Source organism: Pseudomonas sp. PS02302 (assembly GCF_029959585.1).
Lineage (GTDB): Bacteria > Pseudomonadota > Gammaproteobacteria > Pseudomonadales > Pseudomonadaceae > Chryseomonas > Chryseomonas aestiva.
The window spans coordinates 24610-42190 of the sequence record NZ_JASCON010000001.1; the positions used below are offsets into that span (position 1 = coordinate 24610).

Annotated in this window: 14 protein-coding genes; 3 read left to right on the forward strand and 11 right to left on the reverse strand. The window is 66.8% G+C overall.

What is annotated here, in order from left to right; genetic code table 11:
- The 4 genes from QMX82_RS00125 to QMX82_RS00140 all read right to left on the reverse strand — a co-directional run bounded on the left by QMX82_RS00125 (window position 1) and on the right by QMX82_RS00140 (window position 2695).
- Window positions 1-426 carry an STAS domain-containing protein gene (locus QMX82_RS00125; RefSeq protein ID WP_208693388.1) on the reverse strand — a complete coding sequence of 142 codons (426 nt, stop codon included), beginning with the start codon at window positions 424-426 and terminating at the stop codon, window positions 1-3.
- A gap of 10 nt (window positions 427-436) precedes the next feature.
- On the reverse strand, window positions 437-1276 hold the full coding sequence (locus QMX82_RS00130; protein ID WP_208693389.1) for an STAS domain-containing protein: 840 nt from the start codon (window positions 1274-1276) through the stop codon (window positions 437-439).
- Window positions 1277-1390: 114 nt separating this feature from the next.
- The gene (locus tag QMX82_RS00135; RefSeq protein WP_059313049.1) at window positions 1391-1654 is read right to left on the reverse strand and encodes a PepSY domain-containing protein; all 264 of its coding nucleotides are present in this window, start codon (window positions 1652-1654) and stop codon (window positions 1391-1393) included.
- 75 nt (window positions 1655-1729) lie between these two features.
- Window positions 1730-2695, reverse strand: a complete 966-nt coding sequence (locus QMX82_RS00140) for a CHAD domain-containing protein (RefSeq protein WP_282280805.1) — start codon at window positions 2693-2695, stop codon at window positions 1730-1732.
- Between the two features lie 196 nt (window positions 2696-2891).
- On the opposite strand from QMX82_RS00140, the gene pap reads away from it, so the two are divergent.
- Entirely contained in the window at window positions 2892-4376 is a 1485-nt protein-coding gene (pap, locus tag QMX82_RS00145; RefSeq protein ID WP_282280806.1) for a polyphosphate:AMP phosphotransferase, read from the forward strand.
- A 404-nt stretch (window positions 4377-4780) separates the two neighbouring features.
- Here the strand turns inward: pap and QMX82_RS00150 are convergent, their stop codons facing one another.
- The gene (locus tag QMX82_RS00150) at window positions 4781-4990 is read right to left on the reverse strand and encodes a cold-shock protein (protein ID WP_007160189.1); all 210 of its coding nucleotides are present in this window, start codon (window positions 4988-4990) and stop codon (window positions 4781-4783) included.
- Between the two features lie 268 nt (window positions 4991-5258).
- Here QMX82_RS00150 and QMX82_RS00155 point away from each other — a divergent pair, with 268 nt between their 5' ends.
- Together QMX82_RS00155 and QMX82_RS00160 are read left to right on the forward strand one after the other, a co-directional pair.
- Window positions 5259-8729 (forward strand): acyl-[ACP]--phospholipid O-acyltransferase, encoded by a 3471-nt coding sequence (locus tag QMX82_RS00155; RefSeq protein ID WP_282280807.1) that lies wholly within the window; start codon window positions 5259-5261, stop codon window positions 8727-8729.
- A gap of 94 nt (window positions 8730-8823) precedes the next feature.
- Complete coding sequence (locus QMX82_RS00160) at window positions 8824-10455, forward strand: methyl-accepting chemotaxis protein (protein WP_178118423.1); 1632 nt, start codon at window positions 8824-8826, stop codon at window positions 10453-10455.
- A gap of 12 nt (window positions 10456-10467) precedes the next feature.
- On the opposite strand, the gene QMX82_RS00165 is transcribed toward QMX82_RS00160, so the two are convergent.
- From QMX82_RS00165 to QMX82_RS00190, 6 genes are all read right to left on the reverse strand, one after another.
- Window positions 10468-11886: an MFS transporter gene (locus QMX82_RS00165; RefSeq protein ID WP_280310223.1), complete on the reverse strand. Its 1419-nt coding sequence runs from the start codon at window positions 11884-11886 to the stop codon at window positions 10468-10470.
- Between the two features lie 139 nt (window positions 11887-12025).
- Complete coding sequence (locus tag QMX82_RS00170; protein WP_027600541.1) at window positions 12026-12976, reverse strand: sugar-binding transcriptional regulator; 951 nt, start codon at window positions 12974-12976, stop codon at window positions 12026-12028.
- A 309-nt stretch (window positions 12977-13285) separates the two neighbouring features.
- Window positions 13286-14086, reverse strand: a complete 801-nt coding sequence (locus QMX82_RS00175; RefSeq protein WP_280310225.1) for an SDR family oxidoreductase — start codon at window positions 14084-14086, stop codon at window positions 13286-13288.
- A gap of 53 nt (window positions 14087-14139) precedes the next feature.
- Window positions 14140-14904, reverse strand: a complete 765-nt coding sequence (locus QMX82_RS00180) for an SDR family oxidoreductase (protein ID WP_133860277.1) — start codon at window positions 14902-14904, stop codon at window positions 14140-14142.
- 14 nt (window positions 14905-14918) lie between these two features.
- Entirely contained in the window at window positions 14919-16424 is a 1506-nt protein-coding gene (locus QMX82_RS00185; protein WP_273861028.1) for a sugar ABC transporter ATP-binding protein, read from the reverse strand.
- A 219-nt stretch (window positions 16425-16643) separates the two neighbouring features.
- Entirely contained in the window at window positions 16644-17576 is a 933-nt protein-coding gene (locus tag QMX82_RS00190) for a sugar ABC transporter substrate-binding protein (protein ID WP_282280808.1), read from the reverse strand.
- Between the last annotated feature and the right edge of the window lie 5 nt (window positions 17577-17581).

Here is a 17581-nt window from a genome sequence, read left to right on the forward strand (position 1 = left end):
TCAGTCTCCTGGCGGAGTGGAAGCGTCTGTGTCTTCGCCACCCTTTGACTCCTCCAGCGATTCGTCCGCGGCGACCATGGCCTCCAGCCGGCGCATGCCCTTTTCCATGTTCAGCGCCGTGGCGATGCCGTCCAGCGCCAGTCCCAGCTCCACCAGGGTGATGGCCACCGCCGGCTGCATGCCGACCACGATCACTTTGGCATCGAGGATGCGCGAGACCTGGGCGATGTGGGAGAGCATCCGGCCAATGAAGGAATCGACGATTTCCAGCGCCGAGATGTCGATGAGCACGCCCTTGGCCTTGTGTCGCACGATCTGCTCGGTGAGGTCTTCCTGCAGGTCCAGCGCCAACTGGTCGTGCATGTCCACCTGGATGCTCAGCAGCAGGAAGGGGCCCAGCTTGAGGATCGGAATCCGCTCGATCATGGCGTGTTCCTCAGACCTTGGCCGGGGCGGCCAGGCGCACGCCCCGCTGGCGCAGGGCCAGGCGGAAGGCATCGGCCAGCGACGCCTTGGTGATCACGTCGCCCAGGTCCACGCCCAGGTGGACGATGGTGGCGGCGATCTGCGGGCGGATGCCGCTGATGATGCACTGGGCGCCCATCAGGCGGGCGGCGGTCACCGTCTTGAGCAGGTGCTGGGCGACCATGGTGTCCACCGTGGGCACGCCGGTGATGTCGATGATGGCGATGTCCGACTCGGTCTGGACGATCTTTTCCAGCAGCGATTCCATCACCACCTGGGTGCGGTTGCTGTCCAGCGCGCCGATCAGCGGGATGGCGAGGATGCCGTCCCACAGTTCGACCACTGGGGTAGACAGTTCCAGCATGCTTTCCTGCTGTTCGCGGATCACCGTCTCGCGGCCGTTCATGTAGCTTTCCATGCTGTACAGGCCGAGATCGTCGATCAGCCGGGTGGCGGTCCAGATCTCGGCGAGCGGATCGTCGCATTCGTTCTGGATCAGGTTGAACAGCGGCTCCTTGAGCGAGAAGACGAAGGTCGCCGTCTGGGTGGGCGTCAGGCCCGCGCGGCTCTGGTCGAAGGAGAAGCGCTCCAGCAGCGCCCGTACCGGCTGCCAGTGCGGCTCGCGCAGATTGCCCAGGCCCTGGGCGGCGGCCACGGTGACCAATCGCAGCAACTCGGCGGAATTGGCCAGGATGGTGGTTTCGTCGAGCAGGTCGATGCGCATGCCGGCGGCGCGCTGGGCGCCGATCCAGGCATCGAGCAGCGACCGCTCGTGGGTGCGCAGCAGCTCGACCAAAGCGGTACTGTACATGGAGGTTCCTAGGTGACGAGGAGGCGGCTCAGGAGGGGCCGACCGGGCGGAAGGCGTGGGAAGAGGCGGCAGGTGCAGGCAGGGATCCGACCTCGTGATCGGATCCCCGGGGGATCACATGTCCATCTTTTCCTTGGTGATCTTGCCGGTCTTGGCGTCGGCATGGAAGTCGTACTTCATACCATCTTTCTTCATGCCTTCGCCTTCCCACTGACCGTCATCGGCTTCGATCTTGCTGATCGAGGTGTAGCCCTGCTCCATGAGCTTGGACTTGACGTCGTTCATGGGCATCCAGTCGGCACCGGGCTGGTCAGCCAGGGCCGCGGTGCTGGCCAGGACGGAACAGGCAAACAGGGAAGCGAGCAGCTTGGATTTCATCGCGAGACCTCGTCGTGGTGGTATGCCCAGGGTTGGACCACCACCAGACGCTACAGATCCCCTCTGGCCCAGGCGTTAGACTGACGATTCTTCGACCAAGTGCGGCAACAGCCCGACTGGTGCCGACTTGGGCCTACCCTTGACCTTGCGCGGCACATAGGGGCGACTGGCCAGGCGCCAGAGATCGCGCCAGCGCTCGGCAAGGGCGGTGGGCTTGTCCAGATAGAGGCGCAGGCCCAGGGAAAAGGCCTTCGCCTGCAGCCGCTCGCGCTGCTGGGCCAGGCTTTCGCCGATGGCCAGGCGGGTGTTGCTGGCGCCGAACAGGGTCGGCTCATCCACCAACAGCTGCTGCATCACCGCCAGGTCGTGATCGTCGCCCAGGTATTCCGAAAGACGCTTGAGGCTCTTCTGCCGCGTCTTGAACTCCGCCGGCCAGGCCGCGGCAAGCAACTGGGTGTGATACCAGTGATCCTTCACCCGCTTGCGCCAGTCGTGCAGGGTATCGTCGGTGGGCTTGTCGCGTGCGGTCTTGAGCGCCTGGCGCCCGGCCTTGTAGTTGTCTTCCAGGCCGCGGGCGAAGAGGGCGAAGCCCTTGCCGGCGAGTTTCCAGCCGGCCACCTCCTCACGCAGGGTGGTCAGCGCCTCGAGCAACGCGGGATGGCCGCTGGCCGCGGCGATCTGCTGGTCAGCGCGCTCCTGTAGGCGCTGGCGCACGCGCTTCATGGCCGGCGAGGCGAATCTCTTGCGATCGGACTCGCCCAGCTTGTCCCAGCTTTCCACCAGGGCGGCGCTGTCACGCAGCGAGGACAGCTCGCGCCCGAGGTCGCGCAGGCGCCGATTGCGACTGGCGAAGGCGCGCTTGCCCAGGGCGCCGTGCAGCAGCCGCAGGAGGGCGCGCAATTCCTTGAGGCGCTTGCGCGTCTCGTGCACGCCTTTGGGGGTACCGCTGGACAGGGACGCCTCAGCCTGTACCAGACGATCCGTCACCACGCGGCGGACTTCCTCGTCAGCCGGTTGCCGCGCATCGAAACGAAAGGCCATCGAACTCTCCTTATGGGTGGACTGCAGACCCGCTCTGCGCGGGAGCCTAACGGTGGGAAGACCGCTACAACAGCGGGAGATGCCAAATTTCATTTAATCGTCATATTTCGGTCATGGATGTCGGCTCGGGCACCGCCTGCCGCCGGGTCGGTCAGAAGGGCTATAGTTGCCCGACCACCCGCGCAAGGAGATCCGGATGTTCGAAGCCGCCGAAAACGAACACCTGCTCGACGAGGCCACCTACGACGCCAAGCTGCCCAAGCTGCGCGAGGCGCTGCTGGCCGCCCAGTACGAACTCAAGACCCAAGGCCGCTTCCCGGTGATCGTGCTGATCAATGGCATCGAGGGGGCGGGCAAGGGCGAGACCGTCAAGCTGCTCAACGAGTGGATGGATCCGCGCCTGATCCGTGTCGAGACCTTTCTGCAGCCCAGCCACGAGGAACGCCAGCATCCGCCGGCGTGGCGCTACTGGCAGCGCCTGCCGGGCAAGGGGCGGATCGGCGTGTTCTTTGGCAACTGGTACAGCCAGATGCTGCACGGCCGGGTCAACAAGGAACTCAGTCGTGTCGAGCTGGATGCCGCCATCGGCCAGGCGGAACGTTTCGAGCGCATGCTCGCCGACGAAGGCGCGCTGATCCTCAAGTTCTGGTTCCACCTCTCCAAGCCCCAGCTCAAGCAGCGCCTGAAGCACCTCAAGAACGATCCCCGCCTGGGCTGGAAGCTCAGTCCGCTGGACTGGCGCCAGGCCAAGGTTTACGACCGCTTCGTCAAGGAGGGCGAGCGCGTGGTGCGGCGAACCCATCAGGACTATGCCCCCTGGCACGTGGTGCCCGGTTTCGACGAGCGCTTTCGCAGCCTGACCGTCGGCACCGTGCTGCTCAAGGCGCTGCAGCGCGCCCTGGCCAACAAGCCGCGCAGGCAGCGCAGAGCCGCCGCGGTGCTGCCGCCGCCGGTCGATGGCCGCGGCGTGCTGGAGGCCATGGACCTGAGTCAGCGCCTGGACAAGGCCGATTACGACGACCAACTGCTCGCCGAGCAGGCCCGGCTGGCGCGGCGGCTGCGCGACAAGAAGTATCGCCGCCATGCCCTGGTGGCGGCCTTCGAGGGCAACGACGCCGCTGGCAAGGGCAGCGCCATCCGCCGCGTCACCGGCGCCCTGGATCCCCGGCAGTACCGCATCGTCCCGGTTGCCGCGCCCAGCGACGAAGAACTGGCCCAGCCCTATCTCTGGCGCTTCTGGCGGCATATCCCGCGGCAGGGCAATTTCACCATCTTCGATCGCTCCTGGTACGGCCGGGTACTGGTGGAGCGGGTCGAGGGGCTGACCCCCGCCGCCGACTGGCAGCGTGCCTATGGCGAGATCAACGACTTCGAGGAACAGCTCCACGACGCCGGCCTCGTGCTGGCCAAGTTCTGGCTGGCCATCGACCAGGACACCCAGCTGGAGCGCTTCCGCGCCCGCGAGGAAACGCCCTTCAAGCGATTCAAGATCACCGAGGACGACTGGCGCAACCGGGACAAGTGGGACCTCTACAGCCAGGCGGTCAACGACATGGTGGTGCAGACCAGCACCGCCATCGCGCCCTGGACGCTGGTGGAGGCCAACGACAAGAGGTTCGCGCGGGTGAAGGTGTTGCGGACGCTCAACGAGGCGTTGGAGCGGGCGTATGACAAGGGGTAAGCCAATGCCAGGGCTGTTTGGCTGACTATCGAGGTTTGCGGCTACCTCTTGTTTCGCCCCCGCCGGGCGAGTCACTTTTGCCAGTCGCGGCAAAAGTAACCAAAAACGCTTGCCCCGCCATCCGGCCCCGGCTGCGCCGGGGTCCGTTCTCTCCATCGTCGCTCCAGGGGCCCGCCGCGAAGGGCCTTCCCTGGCCCTCGCGACTCTCGCGGCATCCATGCCGCTCGACCCCTTACGCAACGATTGCGTTCGCCCTACTGGGAGGGGCATTGGGCGCGCCTGAGGCTTTGGGTGGTTTAGGCAGCCAGCGTCTTTGTGACGGAGATGGACGATTCCGCAAAACCCAAATCCCAGAAACGAAAAAGCCCCACCGAAGTGGGGCCTTTCTGCAACCGGATCAGTCGTTAGACGACTTGAACCTGGTCAGCTTGCATACCCTTCTGGCCTTTGACAGCCACGAAAGTGACCTTCTGGCCTTCGCTCAGGCTCTTGAAGCCGGCGCTTTCGATGGAGCGGTAGTGCACGAACAGGTCGGCGCCGCTTTCCGGGGTGATGAAGCCGTAGCCTTTCTCATCGTTGAACCACTTGACGGTGCCATTTTCACGATTGGACATGAGTATCTCCAGGGTGTAGGGGGAACAACCACGTTAGCGAGACATTCGCTAGCGGGACTGTAATGCGAGAGTGAGACGAGCCAGGAGATGAAAATGAAGCAACATCAAGCAGGTATCGAGTAACTATTGCAGTAGCAGTGCCCACACCATACTCGCTTTCACGAGCTTGTATAGCCCTGATTCGCATATTTGTTGACCAATGGCGCTGCTTGCGCTGCCAGAGCGTCTCACTCAGGCTACGGATTCCCCTGCTCGAAAGAGACTCCGCATGGACAAGCTGCACCGGATCAAGGGGGCCTGGCCCTACCTGATCGCCGTCTTTCTCAACGCCTTCGTCGATCTTGGCCACAAGATCGTCATCCAGAACACCGTGTTCAAGGTCTATGACGGTTCCACTCAGGTGGTGCTGACCGCCTTGGTCAACGGCATGATGCTGTTGCCCTTCATCCTGCTGTTCAGTCCTTCCGGCCATGTGGCCGATCGCTTCGCCAAGGTCCGGGTGCTGCGCCTTGGCGGCTGGGCGGCGGTGGCCATCACCCTGGGCATCACCCTGGCCTACTATGCCGGGCTGTTCGAACTGGCCTTCGCCATGACGCTCCTGCTGGCCATCCAGGCGACCTTCTATTCGCCGGCCAAGTACGGCTACATCAAGGCGCTGTTCGGCAAGCAGCGGCTGGCCGAGGGCAATGGCCTGGTGCAGGCCAATTCCATCATCGCCATTCTCGCCGGCACCGTGGTCTTCACCGCCTTCTTCCAGCTGCACCTGGGCGAGGGCCAGGCCACGCCCCATGCGATCCTGCAGGACATCGCCCCGCTGGGCTGGCTGCTGGTGCTCTGCAGCCTGGCCGAGGTGGCGCTGCTCTATCGCCTGCCGCTGCTGGACGAGCCCAGGCCGCGCGAGCCCTTCGACTGGCATGCCTATCTGCGGCTGCAGACCGCCCGACGCAACCTGGCGGTGATCGGCGAGAATCCGGTGATCCGCCTGTCGATCATCGGCCTGGCGGTGTTCTGGTCGGTGGGCCAGGTGCTGCTGGCGAGCTTTCCGGCCTATGCCAAGGATCATCTGGGCATCGACAACGTGCTGCTGTTGCAGGGCATCCTGGCCTGCGCCGGCATCGGCATCGCGATCGGCTCGGCGCTGGCCAGTCGGGCCTCCCGCGGGCGTATCGAGACCGGGCTGATCCCGGTGGGCGCCCTGGGCATCGCCCTCGGCCTGTGGTGGCTGCCGGCGCCCAGTTCGGCCTGGGTGCATGCGCTCAACTTCATCTTCATCGGCCTGATGGGCGGGCTATTCATCGTCCCGCTCAACGCCCTGATCCAGTTCCATGCCCGCGAGGATCAGCTCGGTACGGTGCTGGCGGCCAACAACTGGGTGCAGAACGTCGCCATGCTGAGCTTTCTGGTGCTCACCGCGGTGATCGCCCTGCTCGGTCTGGACAGTCGCTGGCTGTTGCTGCTGATCGCCGCCGTGGCGCTGATCGGCGGCGCCTACACGGTGTGGAAGCTGCCCCAGAGCCTGGTGCGTTTCCTGCTCGGCCTGATGGTCACCCGGCACTACCGCATCCAGGTGCAGGGCCTGCAGAACCTGCCGGCCCAGGGCGGGGTGCTGCTGCTGGGCAATCACATCAGCTGGGTGGACTGGGCCATGGTGCAGATCGCCAGTCCGCGCCCGGTACGCTTCGTGATGCTGCGCGCCATCTACGAGCGCTGGTACCTGAAGCCCTTCCTCAAGGCCATGGGCTGCCTGCCCATCGCCCAGGGTACCGGCGCCGGCGCGGCGCTGGAGCAGGTGGCCGGGCTGCTGAGCGCCGGCGAGGTGGTCTGCCTGTTTCCGGAGGGGGCGATCAGCCGCACCGGTCAGCTCGGCGAATTCCGCCGCGGCTACGAAAAGGCCTGCGAGCGGGTCGGTCCCGAGGTGCAGATCGTGCCCTTCTACCTGCGCGGCCTCTGGGGCAGCCAGTTCTCGCGCTCTTCCAGCAAGCTCAAGGAGCTGCGTGACAGCCCGCTGCACCGCGAGGTGGTGGTGGCCTTCGGCAAGGCGTTGCCCAAGGACACTCCGGCCGATGTGCTCAAGCGGCGGATCTTCGAGTTGTCGATCCGCTCCTGGGAGCGCTACATGCAGGGCCTGCCTTCGCTGGCCGATGCCTGGGTCGCCAGCGTCAAGCGCCGGCCCAATGGCCTGGCGCTGATCGACGACCTGGGCGCTCCGCTCAAGGCCGCCCAGGCGCTTACCGGCGCCGCCTGCCTGGCGCGGCGGATGCGCAAGCGGCCCGAGGCCAATCTCGGCCTGCTGCTGCCCACCAGCAGCGGCGGCATGCTGGCCAACATGGCGGTGCTGCTGGCCGGCAAGACCCTGGTCAATCTCAACTACACGGCCACGCCCGAGGCGCTGGCATCCGGCCTGGACCAGGCCGGTATCCGTACCGTCTACACCTCGACGCGCTTCCTCGACCGCCTGCGCAAGCGCGGCCTGCCGGTGGACGAGTTGCTGGCCGGACGCGAGGTGGTGGATCTGGAGGAGTTGCGCGCCGGCATCGGCAAGGCCGAGCTACTGGCCAACTGGCTGGCGGTCTGGCTGTTGCCCACCGCCATGCTGCAGGTGCTGGTGAGTCGCGCCCACGATCCCGAGGCCACCGCCGCGATCCTCTTCTCCAGTGGCAGCGAGGGCACGCCCAAGGGGGTGATGCTCAGCCACAGCAACCTCATGGCCAATCTCAAGCAGACCTCGGACGTGCTCAACACCCAGGACGACGACGTCTTCATGGCCTCGCTGCCGCTGTTCCACGCCTTCGGCCTCACCGTGACCCAGTTCCTGCCGCTGATCGAGGGGGTGCCGGTGGTCTGCCAGGCCGATCCCACCGACGTGGCTGGCATCGCCAAGGCAGTGGCGACCCACCGCGCCACGGTGCTCTGCGGCACCTCGACCTTCCTGCGGCTGTTCGTGCGCAACACCAAGGTGCATCCGCTGATGCTGGAGAGTCTGCGCATCGTGGTGGCCGGTGCCGAGCGCCTGGATCCGGCGGTGCGCGAGGCCTTCAAGCTCAAGTTCAACCAGGACATCTACGAGGGCTACGGCGCCACCGAGACCGCGCCGGTGGCCTCGGTCAACCTGCCCGATGCCCTGGACATGAGCTACCTGCAGGTGCAGCGCGGCGGCAAGCTCGGCACCGTGGGCATGCCGCTGCCGGGGACCGGCTTCAAGATCGTCGACCCCCAGACCCTTGCCGAATTGCCCACCGGCGAGGCCGGCATGGTGCTGATCGGCGGGCCGCAACTGATGCAGGGCTACCTGAACGATCCCGAGCGCACCGCCAAGGCGATCCGCGAGATCGACGGCGAGCGCTGGTACGTGACCGGCGACCAGGGTCGGCTGGACGAGGACGGCTTTCTCACCATCGTCGACCGCTATTCGCGCTTCGCCAAGATCGGCGGCGAGATGGTCAGCCTGGGCGCCGTGGAGCAGGCCCTGGCCAAGGCGGTGGCCGATCCGGAGATCGAGCTGCAGGCGGTCAATCTGCCGGATGCCAGGAAGGGCGAGCGCATCGTGGTGCTGCATACCGGCACCCTGGACGGCGCCGCGGTGGAAAAGACCCTGCTGGCCCAGGGGGTGAGCGGACTGCTGCTGCCTTCGGCCTGGCTGGCGGTGGACAGCCTGCCGAAACTGGGGACCGGCAAGGCCGACGTGGCCGGCGCGAAACGGCTGGCGCAGACGCGCTTGAGCGAGGCGGGGGAGGCCTAGGCGATAAAACATTCATCCGGCGCCAGCGAACCCTAAAGCCTGGCGCCGTTTGGCCGATCATGAGGGGGCTAATCATTTTTTCGAGGTCTTCCCGGTGAAGCTACGCTCCCTCAACATCGCCCCGCGGGCCCTGGTTGCCTTTGGTTTCTTCGCCCTGCTGGTGATCGGCCTCGGGCTGTTTTCCCTGGGCCAGAATCGCGTCATCAAGGAGGGCGAGGAGCAGATCGTCGGCAATGTCATCCCCAGCGTCCAGACCATCGGCGAGATCCGCGCCGATCTGCTGAGTCTGCGCATGCACAACCAGGGCCTGATGCTGGCCAGCTCCAACGCCGAGACCCAGGCGGTGCACAAGGCCATCGAGGCGGCCAAGGCCAGCCTGGAACAGCATGTGCGCCAGTTCGACGCCCTGTTGCTCACCGACACCGGGCGGGAGGTCTACACCCGGATGACCGGCCAGCTGGCCACCTACCTGAACAACCAGAATCGCTATCTCAAGGCGCTGGACGACCAGAACGACGCCGAGCTGCTCAAGCTGGCCGGGCAGGACGGCGAGATGGCCCACAGTGGCAATGCCCTGAGCGCTACCGTCAATGAACTCGCCGGGGTGGTCGACGGCAAGGTCACGCGGCTGGCCGCTGCTTCCATGGCCAGCTACCACAACGCCATCGCCATCACCGTGGCGGTGATGGTGGCGGCCCTGGCCGGTACCCTGCTGCTGGCCTGGCGCTTTACCCGCAGCCTCACCGGGCCGCTGGAAAAGGCCTTGGCGGTGGCCGAGCGCATCGCCGCCAACGACCTCAGCCGGACCGTCGAGCCGGACGGGCGCGACGAACCCGGCCGGTTGCTGGCGGCCATGGCGCGGATGCAGGACAACCTGCGCGGCACCCTGGAGCGGCTGACCCTGTCGTCCACCACCCTGGCATCCACCTCCGAAGAGCTGTCGACGGTCACCGATACCGGGCTGCGCGGCATTCAGCGGCAGAACGATGAACTGGCCCAGGCGGCCACCGCCGTCAACCAGATGACCGCCGCGGTGGAGGAGGTCGCGCGCAACGCCGCCGCCGCCAGCGCCGCCGCCCAGGATTCGCGCACCTCGGCCGACCTCGGTCAGCGCCGGGTCGAGGAGACCCTCACCACCATCCACGCCCTGCATGGCGCCGTGACCTCCAGCAGTGGCGAGATCGATGGCCTGGCCGCCCAGGTGCAACGCATTAGCGGGGTGCTCGACGTCATCCGCGGCATCGCCGAGCAGACCAATCTGCTGGCGCTCAACGCCGCCATCGAAGCCGCGCGTGCCGGTGAGGCGGGTCGCGGCTTTGCCGTGGTGGCCGACGAGGTGCGCGCCCTGGCGGCCCGTACCCAGCAGTCCACCGGCGAGATCGAAGACATGATCGGCGCCATCCAGGGCGGCGCCGGCAAGGCGGTGGACGCCATGGCCACCAGCAATCAGCAGGCTGGTGTCTGCCTGGAGGTGGCCGCGGCCGCCGGCGAGGCCCTGGCCGAGATCGGTCGCCACATCGGGCAGATCACCGAGCGCAACCTGAGCATCTCCGCCGCCACCGAGGAGCAGGCCCAGGTGGCCCGCGAGGTGGATCGCAACCTCACCAGCATTCGCGACCTGTCCACCCAGAACGCCGCCGGGGCCGGGCAGACCGCGGCCGCCAGCACCGACCTGGCGCGCCTGGCCGGTGACCTGAGCGGTGCGGTGCGGCAGTTCCGGCTCTGAACCCGGAATCCTTCAGCGGGCGATGTCCTCCAGCGCCCGGTTGCGGGTGCGCGGGCCGAACAGGCCGATGGTCAGCACCACGATCAGCATGCTGGCGACGATGAAGGCGAGCACGCCCGGGGTGCCCAGGCGCTCCAGCAGGGTGCCGATCAGCAGGCTGCTGAACACCGTGGACAGCCGGCTGAAGGAATAGCAGAAGCCCACCGCCCGGGCGCGGATGGCGGTGGGAAACAGCTCGGCCTGGTAGGAGTGGAAGGCGAAGGTCAGCCAGGCGTTGCAGAAGGTGATGCCGATGCCACAGAGGATCAGACCGAGGGCGCCCTGCTGCAGGGCGAACAGGCTGCCGAAGCCCACCGTCCCCAGGGCGGAGCCGACGATCTGCCACTTGTTCTCGAAGCGATTGGCGATGCGCACGAACAGCAGCGGCCCCAGCGGATAGGCGAGGGTGATGACGAAGGCATAGCCCAGGCTGTGGGTCAGGCTCACGCCCTGGCCGGAGAGCAGCGCCGGCAGCCAGTTGCCGAAACCGAAGAAGCCGATGGCCTGGAACAGGTTGAAGACGATCAGCATGATCACCCGGCGCCGATAGGGTGATTGCCACAGCGCCGCGAAGCGCGCGCTTACCGCAGGTTCTTCCACCACTGCCGCTGGCGGCGGCAGCGGCTGGCCGCTGTCGGCCTGGCAGGCGGCTTCCAGGCGTTCCACGCCCTGTTCGGCTTCGTCCAGCCGGCCCTGCTGGGCCAGCCAGCGCGGTGATTCGGGCAGGCGCTGGCGCAGCCACCAGATGAACAGGGCGAAGACGGCACTGGACAGCACCACCCAGCGCCAGCCGGAGATCCCCAGCGGCGCCTGGGGCACCAGCCACCAGGACAGCAACGCCACCGCCGGCACCGAGAGGAACTGGAGGGCGAAGGCGAAGGCGAACGCCGAGGTGCGCATGGCCTTGGGCACCAGTTCCGACAGATAGGCGTCGATGGTCACCAGCTCCAGGCCCAGGCCGATGCCCACCACGAAGCGCAGGGCGATCAGCCCCAGGGCGGTGGTCTGCAGGCCCATGGCCAGGGTCGCCAGGGTGTAGCCGACCAGCGCCCAGGTAAAGATCGCCCGGCGGCCGAAGCGGTCGGCGATGGGGCTGAGCAGGCTGGCGCCGACGAACAGGCCGAGAAAGGTGGCCGCGGCGAAGGCGGCCTGGTCGGAGACGCCGAACACCCCGGCCGCGCCGGTCTGGAAGACGCCATCGCGCAACAGACCGGGGCTGATGTAGGCGGTCTGGAACAGGTCGTAGAGTTCGAAGAAGCCGCCGATGGACAGCAGCGCCACCAGGCGCCACAGGCTGCGGGTGGCTGGCAGGCGATCGAGACGCGCCGACAGGGCGGCGGCGCGCTGGGAGGGGGGCAGGGCAGTGGCCGAAGCCGAAGACGCAGAGGTCATGGGACGCTATCCAGAGAACAGTCGTCCTACAGCTTACGGATCAGCCCGTGCCGAATGTTGCCAAAGATTTCCAAGTGCAACGTACGGTTTGGCAGGAAATCGCGTTTTCGAGCCGGTTTCTGGCAGCGCCTTGCGTCGGTCAGGGAACCAGCGCCAGAGCGGTGCGCAGATCGACCACCAGGACATCCAGATAACCACCCTGTAGCGCGCCGCGGATGGCGTTGACCTTGCGCAGGCCGCCGGCCAGACCCACCACGCGGTCGATCTTCAGCAGTTGCGGCAGATCCACCGCGACCACCGTCTCTTCGCTGTCGTCCAGCACCGGCCGGCCCTGGGCATCGAAGTACCTCAGGCAGATGTCGCCCACCGCGCCGCGGGCGGCGAGCACCTCCAGCATGGCCTCGCCATGGTAGTTGCCGCTGTTGCGCAGTAGCTGCGACGGCTCCAGTTCGCCGATGCCGACCAGCGCCACGGTGAGCCGGGCGAAGCGTTCGGTCACCTCGCGCACCTCGTCCAGCTGCAGGATGCGCTGGCGACTTTCCGGTGACTGCTCGATGCTCTGGGACGGCAGCAGATAGGCCGGGCAACCCAGCAGGTTGGCCAGTTGCTGGGTCAGCAGGGTGGCCTCGAAGGCGCCCTTGTTGCCGACCCCGCCGAGCAGCTGCACCACCTCGGTCGCGCCCTGGCGACTGCTGCCCCGGTGCATGTGGCCGACCATGGCGCGGATGGTGGAGCTCCAGGAGGAGATGCCGATGTGGTCCTTCTCGGTGACGCTGGTTTCCAGGTAGTGGGCGGCCGCCGAGCCGATGGCCTGCTTGATGGCCTCTTCGTCGTCGCCGGTGGGTTCCACCACGATGGCCTGGCGGATGCCGTAGCGTTGCTGCAGCTGACGCTCCAGTTCCAGATGGAAGTTGCGCGGGCGCTGCACCGAGATGCGCACGATGCCTTCCTTGAGCGCTCGGCTCAGGGCGCGGCTGACGAAGGATTGCGACAGGTCGAGCTGTTCGGAGATCTGCGACTGCTTGAGTCCCTCTTCGTAGTAGAGGGAGGCGATCTTGGTCAGCAGGCGTTGTTCTTCGAGGTTACTCATCCAGATTCCCGGTACCAGCGGATACGCCGCGCTCGCGGCCGCCAGCCCGGACCGGGAAAGTCCCCTGGCCGCGACGAACTACCGAAAAGCAGGCACGTACCTGTTAGAAAGGCGCATTTTTCAGCTATTTTCCCTCAGCCTCCCATCGGACGCCAAGGCTTTTGCGGCCTGGCGTCCTGGCCCGAGGCGGCTCATCAGCGCGCGAGCTAGCGTCAGGCAAGGCGAAAAGCCCTGAGGAAGCCGAGTTTACGAATGGTAAATGAGCATTCCGAAGGGCTTTTCAACGCCGTGTGGCCGATGAGCAGCTTCTCAGGACATGATCAGGCCACCGTCCACATTGATCGCCTGGCCGGTGATGTAGGCGGCGTCCGCCGAGGCGAGGAAGGCCACCAGGCCGGCCACGTCGGCGGGGGTGCCGGCGCGCTTCATGGGAATGTTGCCGACCCACTCGGTCATCAGTTCGCCCTGGCCATAGCGCTTTTCCGGGGTGGAAAGGATCTCGCCCCAGACCCGGTCGTTGTAGTCCCACATCTCGCTTTCGATGATGCCCGGGCAGAAGGCGTTGACCGTGATGCCATGGCGCGCCAGTTCGTGGGCCAGACTCTGGGTGATGCCGATGACGCCCATCTTGCTCGCCGCATAGTGCGGCGTGTAGATGAAGCCCTGGCGACCCTGGCCGGAGCTGGTGTTGATCAGGCGTCCGCCACGCCCGGCGGCGACCATGCGCTTGGCCGCCTCGCGGCAGCACAGCCAGACGCCGGTGGTGTTGACCTGCAGGATGCGATCGAAGTCCTCGCGTGGCATGCGGTCGAAGGCGTCGATGGTAATGATCCCGGCGTTCTGCACCGAGACGTCGATGCGACCGAAGCGGGCCTCGGCCTGGGCATAGAGGTCGGCCACCGCCGCCTCGTCGGTGATGTCCACCACCAGCGGCAGCACCTCGGCACCGGTCTCGGCGGCCAGCCGCGCAGCGGTGTCGTGTACCCGCTCGGCGTTGGAAACCAGCACCAGGTTGGCGCCCTCACGACCGAAGCGCTCGGCGATACCCTCACCGATGCCACGGCAACCGCCGGTGATGACCACGGTTTGACCAGCGAAGCGACGTTCCACGTGAAACCTCCTAGGGCGGTTGGCGATCCGGCGCGCGTGATCGCCAGCGGTTGTTACCAGCAGACGAAACCACCATCGACGATCAGATCGACGCCGGTGCAGAAGGACGCCGCCGGGCTGCAGAGGAAAATCGCCGGGCCGACCATTTCCTCCACCTCGGCCATGCGGCCCAGCGGGGTGGTCTGCTCGAAGATCCTGACCTGGTCGGCCACCTCGGGACGGGTGTTCATCGGCGTGGCGGTGTAGCCGGGGCTGATGCAGTTGACCCGGATGCCGCGCTCGGCCCACTCCATCGCTAGGCTCTTGGTCAGGTGGATGACGCCGGCCTTGGAGGTGTTGTAGTGGGCCTGCAGCAGGCCGCGGTTGACGATGCTGCCGGACATGGAGGCGATGTTGACGATGGCTCCCTTGCCGCGCGGCAGCATCACCCGCGCCTGGGCCTGGCAGCTGAGCATCACCCCGGTGAGGTTGATGTCGAGCATGCGCTGCCAGCGCTCCAATTCCAGTTCCTCGGCCGGCTGGGCGTTGGCGATGCCGGCGCTGTTGACGGCGAGGCTCAGCGGGCCGAGTTCGGCTTCGGTACGGGCCACGGCGGCCTCGAGATCGGCAGCGCTGGTCACCGAGCCTTCCAGGGCCAGGGCACGGCGGCCGTGGGCCTGGATACGCTCGACGGTACCGGCCAGGTCGCGACTGCCGGGCAGGTCGAAGCAGGCCACCTGGGCCCCGGCCTCGGCGAGACCGATGGCGATGGCCTGGCCGATGCCGCTGCCGGCACCGGTGACGAAGGCGGTCTGGCCGCCGAGATCGAAGAGACGCATGGGAAAACTCCTAGTCAGGCGGTAGCCAATTCCATCACGGCCACCGGGGTGGCCTGTTCACGTTCGAGAATGCCCATCTGCTGGCCACGGCTCATCACCATGACCCGGTGCGAGAGGCCGAGGACCTCGTCGAGGTCCGAGCTGACCACGATCACCGCCATGCCGGTGGCCGCCAGTTCGGCGATCACCTGGTAAATGGCGGCGCGGGCGCCGACGTCGATGCCGCGGGTGGGCTCGTCGAGGATGAAGACCTTGGGATTGCGCGCCAGCCACTTGGCGATGATCACCTTCTGCTGGTTGCCACCCGAGAGGGCGGCGATGGCCTGCTCCGGCTGGCCCTTCACGCCGAGCCGCGCCACCGCCTTGCGGGCGAAGGCGCGCAGCTTGCCGGGCGACACCCAGCCACCGGCGGCGAGCAGATCGGTGTTGCCATAGATGAGGTTTTCCTCGATGGCGTGGTCGACCACCACGCCCTGTTGCTTGCGATCCTCGGGCACCAGCACGATGCCGGCCTGGATGGCTTCGCACGGGCTGGCGAAGCGGCAGGTCCGGCCTTCCAGCACCAGGGTGCCGGTGACCTGTTCGGCCGCGCCGGCGATGGCGCGGACCAGTTCGGTACGGCCGGCACCGACCACCCCGGCGACGCCGAACACCTCGCCGGCGCGCACCGCGAAATCGATGTGCTTGAGCGGCATCTCGCGGCAGCTGAGATCCTTGACCCGCAGCACCTCCTGCGTACCGGGCGCGGCCATGGTCGGGAAGATGCGTTCCACGCTGCGCCCGACCATCTCTTCCACCAGTTGCCGCACCGGCACCTGGGCGGTGGCGTGCAGGGCGATCTGGCGGCCGTCGCGCAAGACCAGCACCCGGTCGGCGATGCGCGCGATCTCTTCCAGACGATGGCTGATATAGATGAAGGACACGCCCTCGGCCTTGAGCCGCTCGACCTGGGCGAACAGCAACTCGGTTTCTTCGCCACCCAGGGCCGCGGTGGGCTCGTCGAGGATCAGCAGGCGTGCCTTGAGGGTCAGCGCCTTGGCGATCTCCACCAGTTGCTGGGCAGCCACGCTGAGGCCGGCCACGGTGCGTGTGGCGGGTACCTTCAGGCCCAGGCGATCCAGCTGGCGCTGGGCCTCGGTTGCCATGAAGGCGCGATCGATGCGCCCGCCGCGCATGGGCAGGCGGCCGACGAACATGTTTTCGGCGATGGTCAGCTCCGGCAGCAGGCGGATCTCCTGGTGGATCAGGCCGATGCCGGCGGCCAGCGCGGCGCCGGGGGAATCCGGGACGTAGTCGCGACCCAGCCAGGTCATGCGCCCACCGGCCTCGGGGGGTACCAGGCCGGCGATGATCGACGACAGCGTGGACTTGCCGGCGCCGTTCTCGCCGAGCAGGGCCAGGACCTCACCCGGCTGGATGTCGACGTCCACCCCGGCCAGCACCTCGATGCCGGCGTATTTCTTGCCGATGTTTCTCAGGCTGAGAGCGGCGGGCTGTTCCAGGGGCATGACGGCGGACATGGGGCCTCCGAAGGGGGAGCTGAAACGGTGCCTCCCTTGGGAGGCACCTGGGGCAGGAGCCAACACGATCTCGCGAGCTAGAGCCAACCCAGTTGAATGCGGCTGGGGGATCTCAACCAGGTGTGTGCTCGGATTTACGCGTGGTAAATGAGCAGTCCGACCGGGCTGGCGCTCCAGACTGTATTCAACGCAGGTTGGCCGACGCGCAGCAGATCGTGGTTACGGATGGTTCTCGATGAAGGGGGCGACATTATCCTTGGTGGTCAGGATCGCTTCCTGCAGCTGCTCCTTGGGTACCTGCTTGCCTTCCTTGAGCGCCACCGCCGATTCCAGGGCCAAGCGCCCCATCTTGCGGGTCTGCTGGGTCATGGTGGCGGACAGGGTGCCGGCGGCCACGGCCTTGAGGCCGGCCACGTCGCCGTCGAAGCCGACGATGGTCACCGGATGGTCGAGGTTGGCGACCTTGACCGCCTGGGCGGCACCCAGGGCCATGGCGTCGGCCCGGCCGAAGAAGACGCTGATGTTGGGATCGCGCTGGAGCATGTCCTGGGCCACGGCGAAGCCCTTGTCCTGGGCCCACTCGGCGGGCTGCTGGGCGACCACCTTCAGCTCGGGAAACTTGGCCAGGCCTTCGGCAAAGCCCTTGGCGCGATCGTTTTCCGGCGTGGTGCCGATCTGGCCCTGGAGGATGGCGACGCGGCCCTTGCCGTTGGTGACCTTGCCGACGTATTCGGCGAGGGTGCGGGCGGCGGCGACGCTGTCGCTGGCGATGAAGGTGTCACCCGGGGCGTCGGGGGCGTTGCGGTCCACCGCCACCACCGGGATGCCGGCGGCCTTGGCCGCCTTGACCGGGACACCGGCGGCGGTGGCGCCGGCCGGGATGTAGATCAGGGCGTCGACCTGGCGGGTGATCAGGTCCTGGATCTGGTTGACCTGGGTCGCCGAGTTGCCCTGGGCGTCCACGGTGATCACCTTGATGCCCTTGGCCTTGCCTTCGGCCTCGACGGCCTGCTTGATCTGATTGAAGAAGTCGGCCTGCAGGTTGGCCACGGCCAGGCCCACGGTGAGTTCCTTGGCCTGGGCATTGAGGGCGCCGGTGCAGGTGATGGCGGCGAACAGGGTACTGAGCAACAGCTTCTTGGGGGTCAGCATGGATG